Genomic DNA, 16,234 nt, shown 5'->3' with positions numbered 1-16,234 from the left:
GGCGAACGGGGCCTAGCTGTCGAGGAGACGGCGACGATAGGCCGACGGCGAGAACTCGGTCAGGGCGCGAAATTGCCGGGCGAAGGCGGACGGGCTCGCGAAACCGACCTCCGCGGCGATCTCCGTCAGGCCGAGCCGAGGATTCTGCATCAAACCGATCGCGCGCTCGATCCGTCGCCGGCCGACAAAGGCGAGGGGCGCCTCGCCCGTCGTCGTCCGGAAGGCCCGGTGGAAATGGCCCTCGGAGATTCCGAGCAGGCCCGCGAGCGCGGAAACCCGCACCGGACCGTCGAGATGGGCCTCCACATAGGCCTCGATCCTGGAGATCTGCCGCGCCGTCAGGCGGGTCGGGTGGCCGGGCTGGCGCGGGGGCATGTTGCCGAAGCGGCCGGCCACATAGGCGGCGAGCATGCGAGCGGCGGTCTCGCAATATTCAGGCTGCAGCGCGCCGTCGGCGGTGTGAAGGCGCTCCATCTCGGCCAGGATGCCGTGGATCACGGGATCGCGAATGCCGCAGAACGGCCCCACGCGAGCGAGTCCGGAATTCATCTCGGCTACCGGCAGCGATATGGATGCCCAGCCCCACGCAACATTCCGCAACCTGAGCCGCCGCTCGCAATGCGCGGGAAGATATGAAGCCATTCCGGCCCGGTCGGCACCGTCGAAACGCAACCCCTCCGCGGTCGTCAATTGGTGGCGCTCGGCGCCGCCCCGTAGGGTGACCATGAGGAGCGGCGCCGTCGGCCGGATCGTGCCCTCGACCTCGGCCGTGAGCGGACGATCGGCGGCCTGGAAGAGGCCGCCGTCGAACCTGAGAGAACGCCGGTTCTCCGGCGGCGGCGTCACCTCGCCGAGCGGGGGCGGGTCCAGTCCCTGATGGCTCGTCGAACCCAGCATCACGTCGTTCCTCTCCGCGACGGGAAGATAAGGTCAGGATCGGACCGGACAAGTCAGGATCGGGCGCGCATGCGTGGCGACCGATCTTCCATGATCGACCCAGACCTTGGAGGATTTCCTGATGACCGATCGTCACGACAGCGGGGCCGACCGTCGAAAGGTGCTCGGCGGCATCGCGCTGGGAGCTGTCGCGGCCGCGAGTTCGCGGCCAGCGTTTGCCCAGGCGCAGACGCCGCCGGCCGCCGGTATGCAGGCACGACCGGCTTCAGCTGAGCCGGCAGCCACGAAGCCGGCGGGCCGAACGGGCGAGACGCTGACGCGGCTCGGGCTCGGTACCTACCTCACTTTCGACCTCCTGCCCGGTGCGAACCGTGACCGGCTGCGTGAGGTGACGCGCATCCATGTCGAGGCGGGTGCGCGCGTCGTCGACACCTCTCCCCTCTACGGGACCGGGGAGGCCAGCGTGGGCCAATTCCTCTCCGCGATGGGCGCGACGGACCAGATGTTCGTGGCCAACAAGATCTGGTCGACGGGCGACTTCCTGGCCGACGAGAGCCATGCGATGCGCAGCTTCGAGCAGTCGCAGCTACGCCTGTGGCGGCAGCGCTTCGATCTGATCCAGGTCCACAGCCTCGTGAACGTGGACGTTGTCGTCCCGATGCTCCAGGCCTGGAAGAAGGAGGGCCGCACCCGCTTCGTCGGCGTCACCCACCACGACAACGACTACCACGAGGTGCTCGCGTCCTGGGTCGCGCGCGGCGCGGTCGACTTCGTCCAGGTCAACTACTCGATCGCCAACCGGGGAGCCGAGCAGCGTGTGCTCCGAGCGGCGCTCGACCGCGGGGTCGGCGTCTTCATCAACATGCCGCTCGACAAGGGGCGCCTGCACAAGCTCGTCGGCGACCGGCCGCTTCCGGACTTCGCGCGTGAGTTCGGGGCGGAGAACTGGGCTCAGTTCTTCCTCAAATTCGCCATGAGCCACCCGGCGGTGACGACGGTGCTGTGCGGCACGTCGGACCCGGCCCATGCGGCCGAGAATGTCGGTGCACTGCGCGGTCCGCTGCCGGACGAAGCGATGCGGTCCCGGATGGTGCGCCACATGGAGGGCATCCCGGGTTTCGACACCATTGGTCGCGCACCCTGGTACCCGGACAAGCAGGCGCTGTACCAGGGCGTGATCCGGCGTTCGCAGGCAGGGATGCGACAGAGGCTTTCATGACGGCGTCCTCCCGGGCTTCGTGGCGCTCCGTCTTGGCGGCGCTGGTCGGGCCGGCGATCGTTCTGGTGCCGTTGCCCGGGCTCGCGACCGGGTCCCTTCCTCGCTCCGACGTGGTCTCGGTCGGGAACATTAGGCTCGACCGGAAGGAGGTATCCGTCGGGCGCTTCCGCGCCCATGCCGAGGCTGTCGGGCTGAGGACCGCTGCCGAGCAGGCGGGCGGCGGTCACGAATATGCCGGAGGATGGCAACGTCGGCCCGGCTGGACCTACCTGCGACCCTACGGCTCGGCCGGCGCGGCGGACGAGCCGGCGGTGCATGTCACGTGGAGCGAAGCCACGGCCTTCTGCTCCGCGGCTGGCGGCCGGCTGCCGGTAGCCTCGGAGTGGCGGAGCGCGGCCTATACCGAGGCACGAACTTCCCCGCCCGACGACCTCGTCGCCGGTCGGACCTATCGCTATCCGAGTGGCCAGCGGCCGGACGGCATGTGGACGCAGGACGCGGGCGCGAGCCGCCATCGCCCCGTCGGGCAGGGTCGACCGGGCGTCAATGGCCTGCACGACATGGGCGGCAATGTCTGGGAGTGGCTCGCAGACCGTCGTGACGGGCAGGCCCTCACGGCCGGAGGGTCGTGGTGGTATGGATCCGGCCAGACCGAGGCGACCGGCATGCAGTGGAAAGACGCCGACTTCCACGCCGTCTATATCGGGTTCCGCTGCGCCTACGATTGAAGGCCGAACCCCGCTAAGCCAGCCCGCGGCCGAGGGCTTGGCGTCGAGGCGCGCTGACCGCGTCGTCAGGGCGTGGCGCCGTCGACCCAGGCCCGCATCAGGTGGTGGGCGATCGCCATCGGGGGCGGCGTGATGAGCCCGTCGGGATGCCGGCGGTCGAGCATGGACGCGACCTCGTCCCGGGCGAACCAGCGGCAATCCTCGAGCTCGTCCCGATCGATCGTGATATCGTCGCCCAGTGCCTCGCCGAGGCAGCCGATCATGAGCGAGGACGGGAAGGGCCAGGGCTGCGAGAGGTGGTAGCGGACGCGGCCGACCGCGATGCAGGCCTCCTCCAGCACCTCGCGACGCACCGCATCCTCGATCGTCTCGCCGGGTGAGACGAAGCCCGCCAGGCAGGAATAGCTGCCCGCGACGAACCGGGCCTGACGCCCGAGGAGGCAATGGTCGCCGCGCGCGACGAGCATGATCGTCACCGGATCCGTGCGGGGGAAATGCTGCGCGCCGCAGGCAGCGCAATCCCGCCGCAGGCCCGCCTGGCCCGGCGCAGTCGGGGCGCCGCAATTGGCGCAGAAGCGGTGGCGGCTATGCCAGAGGAGCAGCGACTTCGCCTGCGCCAGCATGCCGATCTCGCCCACCGGAACGCTGCCCTGCGTCGCGATCGTGCGGAGGTCGAGGACCAGGAAGGCCGGATCCTCGCGCAGGGCCTCGGCCCGGGCCGGATCGAGCCCGGCCGCGATCACGGGAGCGCCGTCGAGGCGACCGAGGAAGACGCGCTCCCGGATGTCTTCCCCGGCGATCCGGTCCGGCGAGAGGAGAGCCGTCGCGCCTTCCGGGCCGGCCGAGAGGATCGCGACCTCGCCCGCGACCGCGACAAAGCGGGTCCCGCTCTCCGGAGCGCCGGCCAGGATGTCCGCCTCGCGCTCGGCGCCTGCGCGGTCGAGCAGGTTCTGCCCGAAACCGAGCACGAGAGATGTGGGCATCGAGATCCTCAATCGGCCGCGAAGAGCGCGGCGGCCCGGTCCGCGAGCGCGGCCGCGGCATGGGCGGGATAGGACTGGCGCGTGCCGCGGCCCCAGACGGGCCCGGGCCAGGCAGGATCGGACAGGAAGCGCCCGACCACATGGACGTGAAGCTGCGGCACGAGATTGCCGAGCGCGCCGATATTGACCTTGTCGGGTTTCGCCAGAGCCAGCATGACCCGGGTCGCGATCCGCAACTCCCGCATCATGAGCTCCGCATCGGCGTTTGACAGGTCGGTGATCTCGGCCAGCCCGGGCCGGCGCGGCACGAGGACGAGCCAGGGGAAGCGGGCGTCGTCCATGAGCAGGATCGAGCAGAGCGCGAGATCGCCGACCGGCAGCGTATCGGCCGCGAGACGGGGATCGAGCGAGAAGCTGTCCATGGCCGGACCGGTAATCCGTTCCGGAGCCGAAAGCGAGCGTTGCACGCCGTCATTCCGGGGCCGCCAAGCGGAACCCGGAACCCACCCGCGTCACGAGCGTGTGGTCGGGCTCGTGGACGTCCGTGGGGTCCCGGGTTCGGCGCTTCGCGCCGCCCCGGAATGAAGGCGGGACAGGTCCAACCGATGCCGTCGATCTTGCCTTCGCGCCCGCGAAGCCGCATATCGCGGGCGGGAGGTTGGCGAGGGACGTTTCACTCGCCAACCGGGTCAGGTCCGGAAGGAAGCAGCCCTAACGAGACCGAGCGGGTCTTTGTCCAGCCTCCCAACCGGCTCCGGCGCTTCCGCCCCACGCTCCCGGCCATCCAGACCAGCATGAGCGAGACACGCGGCGAGCCCGCTCCCGACGCGGACGACCAGCCCGCCTTTCTGGGTTTCGAGCCGGCGCCCGAGGCGTCCGCCCCGAAGGATCGCGGCTACCGCGTCCTCGCCCGCAAATACCGGCCGCAGAGCTTTGCCGACCTGATCGGCCAGGAGGCCATGGTCCGGACCGTCAGCAACGCCTTCGCCGCGGAGCGCATCCCGCAGGCCTGGATGCTGACGGGCGTCCGCGGGGTCGGCAAGACCACGACCGCCCGCATTCTCGCCCGCGCGCTGAACTACGACACCGGCCAGGGCGGCGGTCCGGCGATCGAGATGCCCGAACTCGGCCTCCATTGCCGATCGATCATGGAATCGCGTCATGTCGACGTGCTCGAGCTCGACGCGGCCTCGCATACCGGCGTCGAGAATATCCGCCAGATCACGGACGCGGTCCGCTACGCCCCGGTCCAGGCCCGCTACAAGGTCTACATCATCGACGAGGTGCACATGCTCTCGGCGGCGGCCTTCAACGCGTTCCTGAAGACGCTGGAGGAGCCGCCGCCGCACGCGAAATTCGTCTTCGCCACGACCGAGATCCGCAAGGTCCCTGTCACCATCCTGTCGCGCTGCCAGCGATTCGACCTGCGCCGCGTCGAGATCACGGTGTTGGGCGCTCATCTCGACCGGATCTGCCGGGCCGAGGCGGTCGAGGCGGAGCCGGCCGCCCTCGCCATGATCGCGCGCGCGGCCGAGGGCTCGGTCCGGGATGCACTGTCGCTCCTCGACCAGGCCGTCTCGCATGGTGCCGGCACCGTCACCGAAGCGGGCGTCCGCGATATGCTGGGCCTCGCCGACCGGGGTCAGGTGATCGACCTCTTCGAAGCCACGATGCGGGGCGACGTTCCGGGCGCCTTCGCGACCCTCCGGGCGGGTTACGAGGCGGGCGCCGACCCGCGCCAGATGCTGGAGGACCTCGCGACCTTCACCCACCTCGTGACCCGGCTGAAGCTCGTGCCCGAAGCCGCGCAGGATCCGGGGCTGACCGAGGCCGAGCGGGTGCGGGGTGTCGCCTTCGCGGGCGCGCTCTCGATCCGGACGCTGTCCCGCGCCTGGCAGATCCTGCTCAAGGCCGTGCCGGAGGTGGGCGGCTCGCAGCGTCCGCTCGCGACCGCCGAGATGGCGCTCGTGCGGCTCGCCTATGCGGCCGACCTGCCGACGCCGGACGAGGCGCTGCGACAGCTGCGAAAGACGCCACCAGAACCCGCCGGCTCGCCGGCGCCCCGGCACATCCCGTCCGGCGACGGGCCCCGGGCCAGCGACGGCGGCCGCGGCGGCTCGGCGCTGGCAGTGGCGCGGTCGGCGCCGATGTCCCGGCCGGAGCCCGAGATGGCGGCCCAACGGTCCGCGCCCGAGATCGCGCCGGTCGTGCTGCGCCGCTTCGAGGACGTGGTCGCGCTCGCGGGCGAGCGGCGCGACATCGTGCTGAAGGCGGCGCTCGAGCGCGACGTCCGGCTGGTCCGGTTCGAGGAGGGCCGGCTCGAGATCGCGCTCGCGGACGGCGCCTCGCGCAACCTGCCCGGCGACCTGACGCGCGCGCTCGGGCAATGGACCGACCGGCGCTGGATCGTGACCGTCTCGTCCGAGGCCGGCGCGGCGCCGACCATCGTCGAGGAACGGCGGCGGCGCGAGGACGAGCGCCGGCACGGGGCCGTCGGGCACCCGCTCGTCCAGGCGGTGCTGAAGAGTTTTCCGGGGGCCGAGATCGTGGACGTGCGCGAGCGGGCGCCCGAGCCCGAGGTGACCGCGGTTCCGACCGACCCGATCGAAGACGACAACGACATGGACCGGAGCGGCGCCTCCGAGGGAGACATCCGATGAAGGACATCATGGGCTTGATGAAGCAGGCGCAAGGCCTGCAGCAGAAGATGCAGGATGCCCAGACCGAGCTTGAGACGCTCGAGGTACAGGGGGCCTCGGGCGGCGGCATGGTCCAGGTCGTGGCGACCGCGAAGGGCCAGGTGAAGTCGCTCCGGATCGACCCGTCGCTGCTCATGCCGGACGAGGCCGAGATCCTGGAGGACCTGATCGTGGCCGCCCTGAACGATTCGCGCGGCAAGGCCGAGCGCCTGGTCGCGGAGCGCATGCAGCAGGTCACGGCCGGTCTGCCGCTGCCGCCCGGCCTAAAACTGTTCTGAGCCGATGGCCCAGGCCATTGCCGGGCCCGAGATCGAGCGCCTGATCCAGCTTCTCGCCCGGCTTCCGGGCCTCGGGCCGCGATCGGCGCGGCGGGCCGCGCTTCACCTCATCAACCGGCGGGAGCAGCTCCTGTCGCCGCTGGCCGACGCCATGCGGGTCGCGGCCGAGCGGATCGTCGTCTGCGAGAGCTGCGGCAATATCGATACGAGCGATCCCTGCACGATTTGTCGCGACATGGGTCGCGACCGCTCGATCCTGGTCGTCGTCGAGGGCGTGTCGGACCTCTGGGCGCTGGAGCGCGCGGGCGCGGTCCGGGCCGGCTATCATGTGCTCGGCGGCGTGCTCTCGCCGCTGGACGGCGTCCGGCCCGAACACCTCGCACTCGACGGCCTCGTCGCCCGGGCTGCCCTTCCCGAGACGCGCGAGCTGATCCTCGCCCTTAACGCCACCGTGGACGGCCAAACGACGGCCCATTACGTGACCGACCTCGTCGCCCACCTCCCGGTCCGGGTGACGAAGCTCGCCCACGGCGTCCCGGTCGGCGGCGAGCTCGACTATCTCGACGAAGGCACGCTCACGGCCGCGATGCGGCAGCGCACCGCCGTCTGAGATTACGTGGTGGGAGCGATCCCGTATTCCTCGTCCGTCACGTGCTCCATCCAGGTCACGTGCTTTTCGCCGTCGAACTCATGCATGGCGATATGGACCATGCCGTTCGTCGGCGAGGCGCCGTGCCAATGCTTCTCGTCCGGCGGGATGTAGACGGTATCGCCGGCCCGGATCACACGGACCGGGCCGCCCTTGGCCTGGACGTGGCCGATGCCGTGCACGACGTGCAGCGTCTGGCCGAGCGGATGCGTGTGCCAGGCGGTGCGGGCGCCGGGTTCGAAGGCGACGCGCGCCGACCGGATGCGGGCCGGGGGCGGCGCCTCGACGATCGGGTCCTGCCAGACGGTGCCGGTGAACCAATCCGGGTTGACGCGGCGCGAGGCGTGTTTCGAGGCCGGGGTGATGTCCATGAGGGCTCCTTCTTTGCTCGGCTCGTAACCACCTGCCCGGACCGGCACAAGCCGGCCGCGCCTACTTCAGGTCGGAGAGATAGTGCAGGTCGTCGGTGCGGCAGAGGGAGACCCGCCACTCGGCCGGTCGGCCGTCGATCCGGGCCGCGATCCGGTCGACGAGTAGGAGCGGAGCCCCGACGGCGACGCCGAGGCTTCGGGCAGCGGCCGGCGCGGCCGGAACCGCCTTCAGCCGCTCCCGCGCCCGAGCGATCGTGACCCCGAACCGGGTCGCGTAGAGCTCGTAGAGATTGTTCGGCACCGGCCCGTCGCAGAGCGGCCCGAAGGGATCGGCCGGAAGGGTCACGTCCTCCAGGATGGCGGTCCGGCCGCCGAGCGAGCGCTCCCGCACCAGCTTAACGACCTGGGAATCAGGCGAGAGCCCGAGCTGACGCCCGGCCTCCTCGCCCGCCGGGCCGATCCCGATCGACAGGACGCGGCTCTCGGGAAAGGCCGCCGCACCCGCGTCCGGCACGAGCTTGAAGAACTGGAACATGATGCGGGCATCGTCGTGCCGGGCGACGAAGGTGCCCCGGCCCTGCCGGCGCACGACCAGATTCTCGGCCGCCATCTCGTCCAGTGCCTTGCGGACCGTGCCCTGGCTGGTCGCGAGCTCGGCCGCGATCTCGAACTCGCTCGGGATCGCCTCGCCGCCGCGCCAGGTGCCGCGCGCGATGCGGTCCACCAGGATGTCCTTCACCTGCCGATAGAGCGGCCGGAAGCCGACGGATCCGAGCGTCGCATCCGCTGCTAGTGGCTGGTTGACGCCCATGTCTTGGGTCTTATAGAAGACCCCGCGTCGATGCAATTCGGAGATCCCATGAGTCAGCCGCAACTCCTCGTGCATGACGGCAAGGACACCGTCGGGGTCGTGGTGGTGGAGGGCCTCCGGGCCGGCACCGACATGCTGGGCGTCGTCACCCACGACAATTCGGATTTCCACCTGACCGCGGAGGAGGACATCCCGATCGGCCACAAGGTGGCGCTCCGGGACATCGCGTCCGGCGATACGATCTGGAAATACGGCCAGGACATCGGCAAGGCCGTCGCCGACATCCGCAAGGGCCACCACGTCCACACGCAGAATGTGAAGACCAAGCGCTGGTGAGCTCGCCGCTCCCTTCTCCCCTTGGGGGAGAAGGATCAGTGCCCCGGCCGCCCGGGGCCACCCGACACCGATCGATCAGGACGCCCCGACCATGAGCAGCCTCACCGCCACCCTCGACCACGTCATGCCGTCCCCGTTCCCGGGCGGCGCGCCGGACCAGTTCACCACCGACGCGCTCTCCTCGGAACGCGCCTCGCAGGATTACAGCAACGCGACCTTCATGGGCTGGCGCCGCGAGAATGGCCGGGTCGGGGTGCGCAACCACGTCCTCATCCTGCCGCTGGATGACCTGTCGAATGCCGCCTGCGAGGCGGTGGCGAACAACGTGAAGGGCACGCTCGCCATCCCGCATGCCTATGGCCGGCTGCAGTTCGGCGAGGATTTGGAGATCCATTTCCGGACCCTGATCGGCACCGGCTCGAACCCGAATGTCGCGGCCGTCGTCGTGATCGGGATCGAGGACCAGTGGACGAGCCGGGTGGTCGAGGGCATCGCGAAGACCGGCAAACCCGTCGTCGGCTACGGTATCGAGGGTCACGGCGACATCGCGACGGTCGCGAAGGCGAGCTATTCGGCGAAGCGCTTCCTGCAATGGGCAACCGAGCTCCAGCGCGAGGAATGCCCGATCTCGGACCTCTGGGTGTCCACCAAGTGCGGGGAATCCGACACGACCACCGGCCTCGCCTCCTGCCCGACCGTCGGCAACATGTACGACAAGCTGATCCCCCACGGCATCTATGGCTGTTTCGGCGAGACCTCCGAGATCACCGGCGCCGAGCACCTGGCCAAGGAGCGCGCGGCCAGCCCCGAGATCGCCGAGAAATGGTACGCCATGTGGAAGGCCTATCAGGACGACGTGATCGAGGCCCACAAGACCGACGACCTCTCCGATTCCCAGCCGACCAAGGGCAACATCGCCGGCGGCCTGACGACGATCGAGGAGAAGGCGCTCGGCAATCTTGAGAAGATCGGCCGCGACTGCCGCTATATCGACGCGCTCACCCCGGCCGAGGCGCCGGCCCGGGGCCCCGGCCTCTACTACATGGACACCTCCTCGGCCGCGGCCGAATGCGTGACCCTGATGGCGGCGGCCGGCTACGCGGTCCACACCTTCCCGACCGGCCAGGGCAACGTCATCGGCAACCCGATCGTCCCGGTGATCAAGATCTCCGGAAACCCGAAGACGATCCGGACCATGGGCGAGCATATCGACGTCGACGTCTCGGGCATCCTGCGCCGCGACATGACCATCCCGGAGGCTGGCGACGCGCTGATCGACATGATGGTCCGCACCGCGAACGGACGCCTCACGGCGGCGGAATCGCTCGGACACCGCGAGTTCTCGCTGACGAAGCTGTACCGGAGCGCGTAAGACCGCCGCTCACCCCGGCGAAAGCCGGGGCCCAGCGCCGGCCTGGTTGCCGGCTTTCGCCGGCATGAGCGGGCGGAGCAAACCCGAGTTCTCATGCCCGACATCGTCATCTCCGAATTCATCGAGCCGCACGCGATCAGCCAGGGGCTGCGCGGCTTCGACGTGCATCACGACAAGACGCTGGTGGATCAGCCGGAGGCCCTGAAGGCGCTGCTCGGGGAGTCGCGCGCCCTCATCGTCCGGAACGCCACGCCGGTGACGGCAGACGTGATGGATGCGGGCCCGAACCTCGTCTGCATCGGCCGGCTCGGGGTCGGGCTTGACAATATCGACGTCGAGGCGGCGCGCGCCCGCGGCATCGCGGTCTATCCGGCCACGGGCGCGAATGCCGTCTCGGTCGCCGAATGGGTGATCGCGACCGCGATGGTGCTGCTGCGCGGCGCCTACGGCTCGACCCTCGACGTCATCGCCGGCACCTGGCCGCGGGAAAACCTGATCGCCGGCCGCGAGATCTTCGGCAAGCGGCTCGGCCTCGTCGGTTTCGGATCGATCGCCCGCGAGACGGCGCTCCGGGGCGCCGCGCTCGGCATGAGCGTCGCGGCCTACGATCCCTTCGTGGCGGCCGACGATCCGGCCTGGACCCAGCCCTTCGGCCGCGTCGAGAGGCTCACGCTCGACGAGATCGTGGCGACCTCGGACGTCATCTCGCTCCATGTGCCGCTGACGGCGGAGACCCGCAACCTGATCGATGCCGGACGGCTCCTCACCAGCAAGCCCGGCGCGATCCTGATCAACGGCGCCCGCGGCGGCATCGTCGACGAGGCGGCGCTCGCGCAGGCCCTGCAGGAGGGCAATCTCGGCGGCGCGGCGCTCGACGTCTTTGTCGAGGAGCCGCTCTCGGCCGCCAAGGCCGCGGTCTTCGTCGGCTGCCCGAACCTCATCCTGACCCCACATATCGCCGGCCGCTCGCTCGAGGCGAACGAGCGGGTCTCCTCCATGGTGGTGGAGCGGGTGCGGGCGCATCTCGAGGGGCTGGCCGGGGCGTGAGCCGGGACGCGGTCCTGGGCAGCCACCACCCGCTCACCCCGGCGAAAGCCGGGGTCCAGTGCCACGGCGATCCTGGATGCCGGCTTTCGCCGGCAGGAGCGGGGTTGGCGTCCTCGCCGGGAGTTCTGTCATGCCCATCCTGACCCTCGCCGAAGCCCAAACCCTCGTCACCGCGGCCCTCGTCCGGGCCGACACGGGCGAGCCGAACGCCCGCGCCGTCGCCCGCGCGCTCGTGGCGGCGGAGGCGGACGGGTTGAAGGGGCATGGCCTCTCCCGCGTGCCGTCCTACGCGGCCCAGGCCCGGGCCGGGAAGGTAGACGGCCACGCCGTCCCGACCCTCGCCCGGCCGAAACCCGCACTCCTCCTCGCCGATGCCGCGCATGGCTTCGCCTATCCGGCGATCGACGCCGTCGTGGCGGCCTTGCCGGAGATCGCCCGCTCGGAAGGCGTCGCGGTCGCGGCCGTCCGGCGCTCGCATCATTGCGGCGCGGCCGGGCACCCGGTCGAGCGGCTGGGCGAGGCGGGCCTCGTCGCACTCCTCTTCGCCAACACGCCCTCGGCGATCGCGCCGCAGGGCGGACGGCGGGCGGTCTTCGGCACCAATCCCATCGCCTTCGCCTGCCCCCTGCCGGGCCGCCCGCCGATCGTGGTGGATCTCGCGCTCTCGGTCGTGGCGCGCGGCAACATCATCGCGGCAAAGCAGCGGGGCGAGCCGATCCCCGAAGGCTGGGCACTCGACGCCGAGGGTCGGCCGACGACGGACCCGGCCGAAGCCCTGAAGGGTACGATGGTGCCGCTCGGCGGCGCCAAGGGCACGGCGCTGGCCCTGATGGTCGAACTCCTCGCCGCCGGCCTGACCGGCGCGACCTACGCGGCCGACGCCTCGTCCTTCATGGATGCCGAGGGCGGTCCGCCCGGAACGGGCCAGCTGATCCTGGCGCTCGACCCGGTCGCGATCGGCGGGCCCGGCGCCCTGGACCATTTCGCGACCTTGGCCGGCCAGATCGAGGACCAGGACGGCGCCCGCCTGCCCGGTGCGCGCCGCCTCGAGAGCCGGGCCCGGGCCGCCCGCGACGGCCTCCCCGTCGCGGACGCCCTGCTCGCCGAGATCGCGCGGGCCTGAGGGCTCACCGCCGCGTGCGCGGCATCGCCCCGGCGGTCTGGGCGGAGCGGACGAGCTGCAGGAACTCGCTCCGGTAGCCGAAGGGGTCTGCGCCGCGCGCGGCCGAGGCGATGCGGAGAACGTCCGCATGGCCGAAACTGCCCGTGTGGCGCCCGCCGCGCAGGATCTCGCCGAAGGCCGCGACCGCGGTCGCGAAACGCGCGTCTTCCGGCGCGGCGTCGAAGCTCGCGCTCTCCGCCGCCCGGTCGACCGGCACGCTGACCAGCGTGCTCGTGTCGGAAGCCGGCAGCTTGTAGCGCATCTTCACGAAGGCATATTCGCCGCTCTTCGCACCCTCCGCGGAGGCCGCGGCAGGCGTGCCGTAGCGCAGCTCACTGATCGTGCCGGGCGAGCCCGCCGGCACGATCTCGTAGAGCGCCGTCACGCTCCCGCCCGATCCGACATCGCCCGCATCGACCTTGTCGTTCTGGAAGTCGTCGCGGGCGAGGAGACGGGTCTCGTAGCCGACCAGCCGGTATTCCCGGACGGTCTCGGGATTGAACTCGACCTGGATCTTCACGTCCTTGGCGATCGGGAAGAGGGTGGTCGTGGCCTCGTCGACCAGCACCTTCCGGGCCTCGTTCAGCGTGTCGATATAGGCCGCCGTGCCGTTGCCGTTCTGGGCCAGCGCCTGCATCAGCGCGTCGTTGTAATTGCCCATCCCGAAGCCGAGCACGGACAGGAAGATGCCCTTTCCGCGCTGGCGCTCGATATAGCCCTTGAGCTCGTCCCGGTCGGTGATGCCGACGTTGAAATCGCCGTCGGTCGCCAGAATGACCCGGTTGACGCCGTTCGGATCGAGCGTGCGTTCGGCCAGCGCATAGGCCTGGCGGATGCCCTCAGCGCCCGCCGTCGAGCCGCCCGCATCCAGGTTCTCGATCGCGGCGAGGACCCGGCCCTTCTCCGAGGTGGGCGTCGGCTCGAGCGCGGTCCCGGCCTGGCCGGCATAGGTCACGATCGCGACCGAGTCGCCCGGCCCGAGCTGGCCGACCAGCATCGCGAGCGATTGTTTCACGAGCGGCAGCCGGTTCGGCGCGTTCATCGACCCGGAGGTGTCGACCAGGAAGACGAGGTTGGCGCGCGGGCGGGTCGCGGCCTGGACCGCATAGCCCTTGATCCCGATCCGGACGATCTTGCGGTCCGGGGCCCAGGGGCTCGGGAAGACCGCGACGCTGGTCCGGAAGGGCTCGGACGGGTTCGTCGGCACCTCGTAGTCGTAGGGGAAGTAGTTGACGAGCTCCTCCGTCCGGACCGAGGCGGCCGGCGGCAGGACGTTCCGGGCGAGCGAGGCTCGGGTGAAGGAATAGGAGGCGGTGTCGACGTCGATCGAGAAGGTCGAGACCGGCGCCTCGCGGGACGACTTGAAGCCGTTCGGCTGCTGCCCGGCGAAGCTGTCGCGGCCGACAGGCTCCGCCGGCGAGGGCAGGTCGGGCAACGGATGGTGGCCGCGTTCGGCCACCACGGACCGGGTGTAGCTGTGCTGCTGCCGGAGAGCCGGGCTCGCCATCGTGCCGGCCACCGCCTCCTGGGGCGCCCGCCCCCGAGTCGGCGGAGGCGGAGCGGTCGGGACGGTTTTGGGCGCGACCGGCACCGGAGACGGCCGGACCGGCTCCGCGGCCGCGACGGCCGGTGCGGCGTCCCGCCGGCTCTCGATCTCGCGGGTGGCGGGAGGCGGCGACGCCTGTTCCGACGCTGACCGTTCGGCCAGGAGCCGGGCCACGTCCTCGTGCCGTGTCGGCGACCCGTCGGGTAGGGCCGGAAGGGCGATAGGTGCGGTCTGCTCCGGCGAGCGCGCGGGCGGGTCGCCTGCCACGGGCGGGTCGCCCGCGAGGGGCTGCCGCGGCAGGATCGTCCTCGTCGTCCGCCAGTCCCGGGTGACCTGCCAGGCGACCGGGGTCGCGACGGCGAGGACGAGGCAGGCTGCGAGGGCGGGGGCGAGGCGGGTCATGAAGGGGCTCCGGGATGGTGCGTCTCTCCTGAGACGCGTCCCGGCCCCGTTCCCTTGGGAGAACCTCGCATCATAGCCGCGCAGGGCGGCCGCTACGGCGCGCTCGCGCGTCTCGTCCATGGGCGGCGGTCCGTCGGGGAGCATGCCGTCCATGTCCTGTCCCGATCCCATCATGCCTCTCCCTTGCCGAGATCGTCGCCGAGGCGCCGCCTCGCCTCGTGCATCCGCCACGACACCGTCGGCTCCGCGATCCCGAGCACCGCGCCGGCCTCCGCGTGGGTCAGGCCCTCTCCGACGACCAGCACCACCGTCTCGCGCAGGCTCGGATCGAGCCGGGCGAGGCCGGAGGCGAGCCACGTCCGGCGGTAGAGGTCGCGCCCGTCCGGCTGGCGCGTGAGGCCGACCAGCACGGACAAGCCGTCCTTGATCCGGGCCAGCGTCGAGCCGCGCCGTCGGTGGTCGTGGCAGGCATTCACGACGATGCCGAAGAGCCAGGTCGAGAAGGTGGATTCGCCCCGGTAGCTGCCGATCCGCTCGACCAGCGCGCAGCACACGTCCTGGACCACGTCCTCGGCATCCTGCCGCGATCCCGTCATCCGCCAAGCGATGCGATGCATGTGGTCGTAATGGCGGCGAAGCAGCATCTCGAACGGCGCGCGCTGCCCGGCCGCCGCACGCCGCGCGAGATCGCGATCGGGGTCGCCGATCGCGGCGGGAGCGGGGTCGGCCGCAGTGATCTGGCTCGCGAGGGGCGTCGATCGACCGGACGCATTGCCGTCCGGGTCGCGACGGAGCGCCAGGCCGGTCGCCCGTCCCGGTCTCGCCCGGCTTTCACGCTGCATCATGCAGTCTGGCCTCGGTCGCCTGCGTGGCTAGACCTGTGACGCAGGCCGAGGCGGAATCCTTGGCGGAAAATCCTCGCCGATCGCGGCGAGACCGGGGCCGGCGGGCGGCGCTACTCTTCCTCGCCGAACCGCGCGGCGATCAGCGCTTCGATGGCGTCGAGGCTCGCCTCGGCATCGGGACCTTCCGCCGTGACCAGGATCCGGGTGCCCTGGGCGGCGCCGAGGGTGAGGAGACCCATGATCGAGCGGCCGCCGACCGTCTCCGCGCAACGGGTCACGGTGACGACGGCGTTATGGCGCTCGACCGTCTGCACGAATTTCGCGGACGCCCGCGCATGCAGCCCCTTCCGGTTGACGATCAGGAGGTCCCGGTGGGGAACGCCCTCCGGAATATCGGCCTCGGCGCAGTCGGCCTCGCTGTCCACCCGCTACTTTCCCGCCAGGACGCGGGAGGCGACGTTGATGTATTTCCGGCCTGCTTCCTGAGCGTGGAGCACCGCCTCACGCAGCACCTCTTCGTCCCGGACGGAGGCGAGCTTGATCAGCATGGGCAGGTTGATCCCGGCCACGACCTCGACAGATCCCCCGTTCATGCAGGACAGGGCAAGGTTCGAGGGCGTCCCGCCGAACATATCGGTCAGGACGACGACCCCCTTTCCGGAATTCACCCGGCAGACCGCCGCCATGATATCCTTGCGGCGGATGTCCATGTCATCCTCGGGGCCGATCGTTACCGTCTCGATCTGATCCTGAGGTCCGACCACGTGTTCCAGCGCGGACCGGAATTCCGTCGCGAGCTGCCCGTGTGTAACGAGCACCATGCCGATCATGTGAAAGACTATTCCACACCCGAAGGCGAAGGGAGCATTTTTGTGCAGTGCGGTGCATA

18 protein-coding genes and 1 other RNA gene are annotated in these 16,234 nt (G+C 70.6%); 10 read left to right on the top strand and 9 right to left on the bottom strand.

What is annotated here, in order from left to right:
• Nucleotides 1-12: 12 nt before the first annotated feature.
• Entirely contained in the window at nucleotides 13-897 is an 885-nt protein-coding gene (locus ACFE87_RS07935; protein ID WP_375459144.1) for a helix-turn-helix domain-containing protein, read from the bottom strand.
• 121 nt (nucleotides 898-1,018) lie between these two features.
• Between ACFE87_RS07935 and ACFE87_RS07930 the strand changes: the two genes are divergently transcribed.
• Nucleotides 1,019-2,116, top strand: a complete 1,098-nt coding sequence (locus tag ACFE87_RS07930) for an aldo/keto reductase (RefSeq protein ID WP_375459088.1) — start codon at nucleotides 1,019-1,021, stop codon at nucleotides 2,114-2,116.
• Entirely contained in the window at nucleotides 2,113-2,844 is a 732-nt protein-coding gene (locus ACFE87_RS07925; RefSeq protein WP_375459087.1) for a formylglycine-generating enzyme family protein, read from the top strand. Before ACFE87_RS07930 ends, ACFE87_RS07925 begins: the two co-directional genes overlap by 4 nt.
• 65 nt (nucleotides 2,845-2,909) lie before the next feature.
• On the opposite strand, the gene nudC is transcribed toward ACFE87_RS07925, so the two are convergent.
• The gene (nudC, locus tag ACFE87_RS07920) at nucleotides 2,910-3,827 is read right to left on the bottom strand and encodes an NAD(+) diphosphatase (protein WP_375459086.1); all 918 of its coding nucleotides are present in this window, start codon (nucleotides 3,825-3,827) and stop codon (nucleotides 2,910-2,912) included.
• 8 nt (nucleotides 3,828-3,835) lie between these two features.
• Nucleotides 3,836-4,249, bottom strand: coding sequence for an HIT domain-containing protein (locus ACFE87_RS07915; RefSeq protein WP_375459085.1), 414 nt, complete (start codon nucleotides 4,247-4,249; stop codon nucleotides 3,836-3,838).
• Nucleotides 4,250-4,478: 229 nt separating this feature from the next.
• Between ACFE87_RS07915 and ffs the strand changes: the two genes are divergently transcribed.
• The 4 genes from ffs to recR all read left to right on the top strand — a co-directional run bounded on the left by ffs (nucleotide 4,479) and on the right by recR (nucleotide 7,414).
• Nucleotides 4,479-4,577: signal recognition particle sRNA small type (gene ffs / locus ACFE87_RS07910), an RNA gene on the top strand.
• 44 nt (nucleotides 4,578-4,621) lie between these two features.
• Nucleotides 4,622-6,487, top strand: coding sequence for a DNA polymerase III subunit gamma/tau (locus ACFE87_RS07905; protein ID WP_375459084.1), 1,866 nt, complete (start codon nucleotides 4,622-4,624; stop codon nucleotides 6,485-6,487).
• Nucleotides 6,484-6,804 (top strand): YbaB/EbfC family nucleoid-associated protein, encoded by a 321-nt coding sequence (locus ACFE87_RS07900; protein ID WP_375459083.1) that lies wholly within the window; start codon nucleotides 6,484-6,486, stop codon nucleotides 6,802-6,804. Before ACFE87_RS07905 ends, ACFE87_RS07900 begins: the two co-directional genes overlap by 4 nt.
• 4 nt (nucleotides 6,805-6,808) lie before the next feature.
• Nucleotides 6,809-7,414: a recombination mediator RecR gene (recR, locus tag ACFE87_RS07895; protein WP_375459082.1), complete on the top strand. Its 606-nt coding sequence runs from the start codon at nucleotides 6,809-6,811 to the stop codon at nucleotides 7,412-7,414.
• Between the two features lie 2 nt (nucleotides 7,415-7,416).
• Here recR and ACFE87_RS07890 read toward each other — a convergent pair whose 3' ends face one another.
• Entirely contained in the window at nucleotides 7,417-7,824 is a 408-nt protein-coding gene (locus ACFE87_RS07890) for a cupin domain-containing protein (protein ID WP_375459081.1), read from the bottom strand.
• A gap of 61 nt (nucleotides 7,825-7,885) precedes the next feature.
• On the bottom strand, nucleotides 7,886-8,635 hold the full coding sequence (locus ACFE87_RS07885) for a GntR family transcriptional regulator (protein WP_375459080.1): 750 nt from the start codon (nucleotides 8,633-8,635) through the stop codon (nucleotides 7,886-7,888).
• 48 nt (nucleotides 8,636-8,683) lie between these two features.
• Between ACFE87_RS07885 and ACFE87_RS07880 the strand changes: the two genes are divergently transcribed.
• The 4 genes from ACFE87_RS07880 (at nucleotide 8,684) to ACFE87_RS07865 (ending at nucleotide 12,513) form a co-directional block, all read left to right on the top strand.
• A complete protein-coding gene (locus tag ACFE87_RS07880; RefSeq protein WP_375459079.1) occupies nucleotides 8,684-8,971 on the top strand; it encodes a UxaA family hydrolase in 288 nt (95 codons plus the stop codon).
• 91 nt (nucleotides 8,972-9,062) lie between these two features.
• Complete coding sequence (locus ACFE87_RS07875) at nucleotides 9,063-10,343, top strand: UxaA family hydrolase (RefSeq protein WP_375459078.1); 1,281 nt, start codon at nucleotides 9,063-9,065, stop codon at nucleotides 10,341-10,343.
• Nucleotides 10,344-10,436: 93 nt separating this feature from the next.
• A complete protein-coding gene (locus tag ACFE87_RS07870; protein ID WP_375459077.1) occupies nucleotides 10,437-11,390 on the top strand; it encodes a hydroxyacid dehydrogenase in 954 nt (317 codons plus the stop codon).
• Nucleotides 11,391-11,520: 130 nt separating this feature from the next.
• On the top strand, nucleotides 11,521-12,513 hold the full coding sequence (locus ACFE87_RS07865; RefSeq protein ID WP_375459076.1) for an Ldh family oxidoreductase: 993 nt from the start codon (nucleotides 11,521-11,523) through the stop codon (nucleotides 12,511-12,513).
• A 4-nt stretch (nucleotides 12,514-12,517) separates the two neighbouring features.
• On the opposite strand, the gene ACFE87_RS07860 is transcribed toward ACFE87_RS07865, so the two are convergent.
• The 4 genes from ACFE87_RS07860 to ACFE87_RS07845 form a co-directional block, all read right to left on the bottom strand.
• Nucleotides 12,518-14,674, bottom strand: coding sequence for a von Willebrand factor type A domain-containing protein (locus tag ACFE87_RS07860; RefSeq protein ID WP_375459075.1), 2,157 nt, complete (start codon nucleotides 14,672-14,674; stop codon nucleotides 12,518-12,520).
• Nucleotides 14,671-15,345 (bottom strand): RNA polymerase sigma factor, encoded by a 675-nt coding sequence (locus tag ACFE87_RS07855; protein ID WP_375459074.1) that lies wholly within the window; start codon nucleotides 15,343-15,345, stop codon nucleotides 14,671-14,673. Before ACFE87_RS07855 ends, ACFE87_RS07860 begins: the two co-directional genes overlap by 4 nt.
• Nucleotides 15,346-15,455: 110 nt before the next feature.
• Nucleotides 15,456-15,770 (bottom strand): HPr family phosphocarrier protein, encoded by a 315-nt coding sequence (locus ACFE87_RS07850; protein ID WP_375459073.1) that lies wholly within the window; start codon nucleotides 15,768-15,770, stop codon nucleotides 15,456-15,458.
• Between the two features lie 3 nt (nucleotides 15,771-15,773).
• Nucleotides 15,774-16,175, bottom strand: coding sequence for a PTS sugar transporter subunit IIA (locus ACFE87_RS07845; protein WP_375459072.1), 402 nt, complete (start codon nucleotides 16,173-16,175; stop codon nucleotides 15,774-15,776).
• Nucleotides 16,176-16,234 lie beyond the last annotated feature (59 nt).

Origin of the sequence: uncultured Enterovirga sp. (assembly GCF_964242715.1) — a bacterium.
In the GTDB taxonomy this organism is placed as follows: Bacteria; Pseudomonadota; Alphaproteobacteria; order Rhizobiales; family Beijerinckiaceae; genus Enterovirga.
Note: the sequence above shows the minus strand (reverse complement) of the source record. Positions and strands in the feature narration are given on the sequence as shown.

Excerpts from the sequence above, each read along its gene's own strand:
- ACFE87_RS07870 (WP_375459077.1), top strand. The coding sequence starts at position 10,437 with ATGCCCGACATCGTCATCTCCGAATTCATCGAGCCGCACGCGATCAGC.
- ACFE87_RS07880 (WP_375459079.1), top strand. The coding sequence starts at position 8,684 with ATGAGTCAGCCGCAACTCCTCGTGCATGACGGCAAGGACACCGTCGGG.
- ACFE87_RS07865 (WP_375459076.1), top strand. The coding sequence starts at position 11,521 with ATGCCCATCCTGACCCTCGCCGAAGCCCAAACCCTCGTCACCGCGGCC.
- nudC (WP_375459086.1), bottom strand. The coding sequence starts at position 3,827 with ATGCCCACATCTCTCGTGCTCGGTTTCGGGCAGAACCTGCTCGACCGC.
- ACFE87_RS07925 (WP_375459087.1), top strand. The coding sequence starts at position 2,113 with ATGACGGCGTCCTCCCGGGCTTCGTGGCGCTCCGTCTTGGCGGCGCTG.
- ACFE87_RS07905 (WP_375459084.1), top strand. The coding sequence starts at position 4,622 with ATGAGCGAGACACGCGGCGAGCCCGCTCCCGACGCGGACGACCAGCCC.
- ACFE87_RS07935 (WP_375459144.1), bottom strand. The coding sequence starts at position 897 with ATGCTGGGTTCGACGAGCCATCAGGGACTGGACCCGCCCCCGCTCGGC.
- ACFE87_RS07875 (WP_375459078.1), top strand. The coding sequence starts at position 9,063 with ATGAGCAGCCTCACCGCCACCCTCGACCACGTCATGCCGTCCCCGTTC.
- ACFE87_RS07890 (WP_375459081.1), bottom strand. The coding sequence starts at position 7,824 with ATGGACATCACCCCGGCCTCGAAACACGCCTCGCGCCGCGTCAACCCG.
- ACFE87_RS07855 (WP_375459074.1), bottom strand. The coding sequence starts at position 15,345 with ATGATGCAGCGTGAAAGCCGGGCGAGACCGGGACGGGCGACCGGCCTG.
- ACFE87_RS07860 (WP_375459075.1), bottom strand. The coding sequence starts at position 14,674 with ATGATGGGATCGGGACAGGACATGGACGGCATGCTCCCCGACGGACCG.
- ACFE87_RS07930 (WP_375459088.1), top strand. The coding sequence starts at position 1,019 with ATGACCGATCGTCACGACAGCGGGGCCGACCGTCGAAAGGTGCTCGGC.
- ACFE87_RS07915 (WP_375459085.1), bottom strand. The coding sequence starts at position 4,249 with ATGGACAGCTTCTCGCTCGATCCCCGTCTCGCGGCCGATACGCTGCCG.
- ACFE87_RS07900 (WP_375459083.1), top strand. The coding sequence starts at position 6,484 with ATGAAGGACATCATGGGCTTGATGAAGCAGGCGCAAGGCCTGCAGCAG.
- ACFE87_RS07845 (WP_375459072.1), bottom strand. The coding sequence starts at position 16,175 with ATGATCGGCATGGTGCTCGTTACACACGGGCAGCTCGCGACGGAATTC.
- ACFE87_RS07885 (WP_375459080.1), bottom strand. The coding sequence starts at position 8,635 with ATGGGCGTCAACCAGCCACTAGCAGCGGATGCGACGCTCGGATCCGTC.
- recR (WP_375459082.1), top strand. The coding sequence starts at position 6,809 with ATGGCCCAGGCCATTGCCGGGCCCGAGATCGAGCGCCTGATCCAGCTT.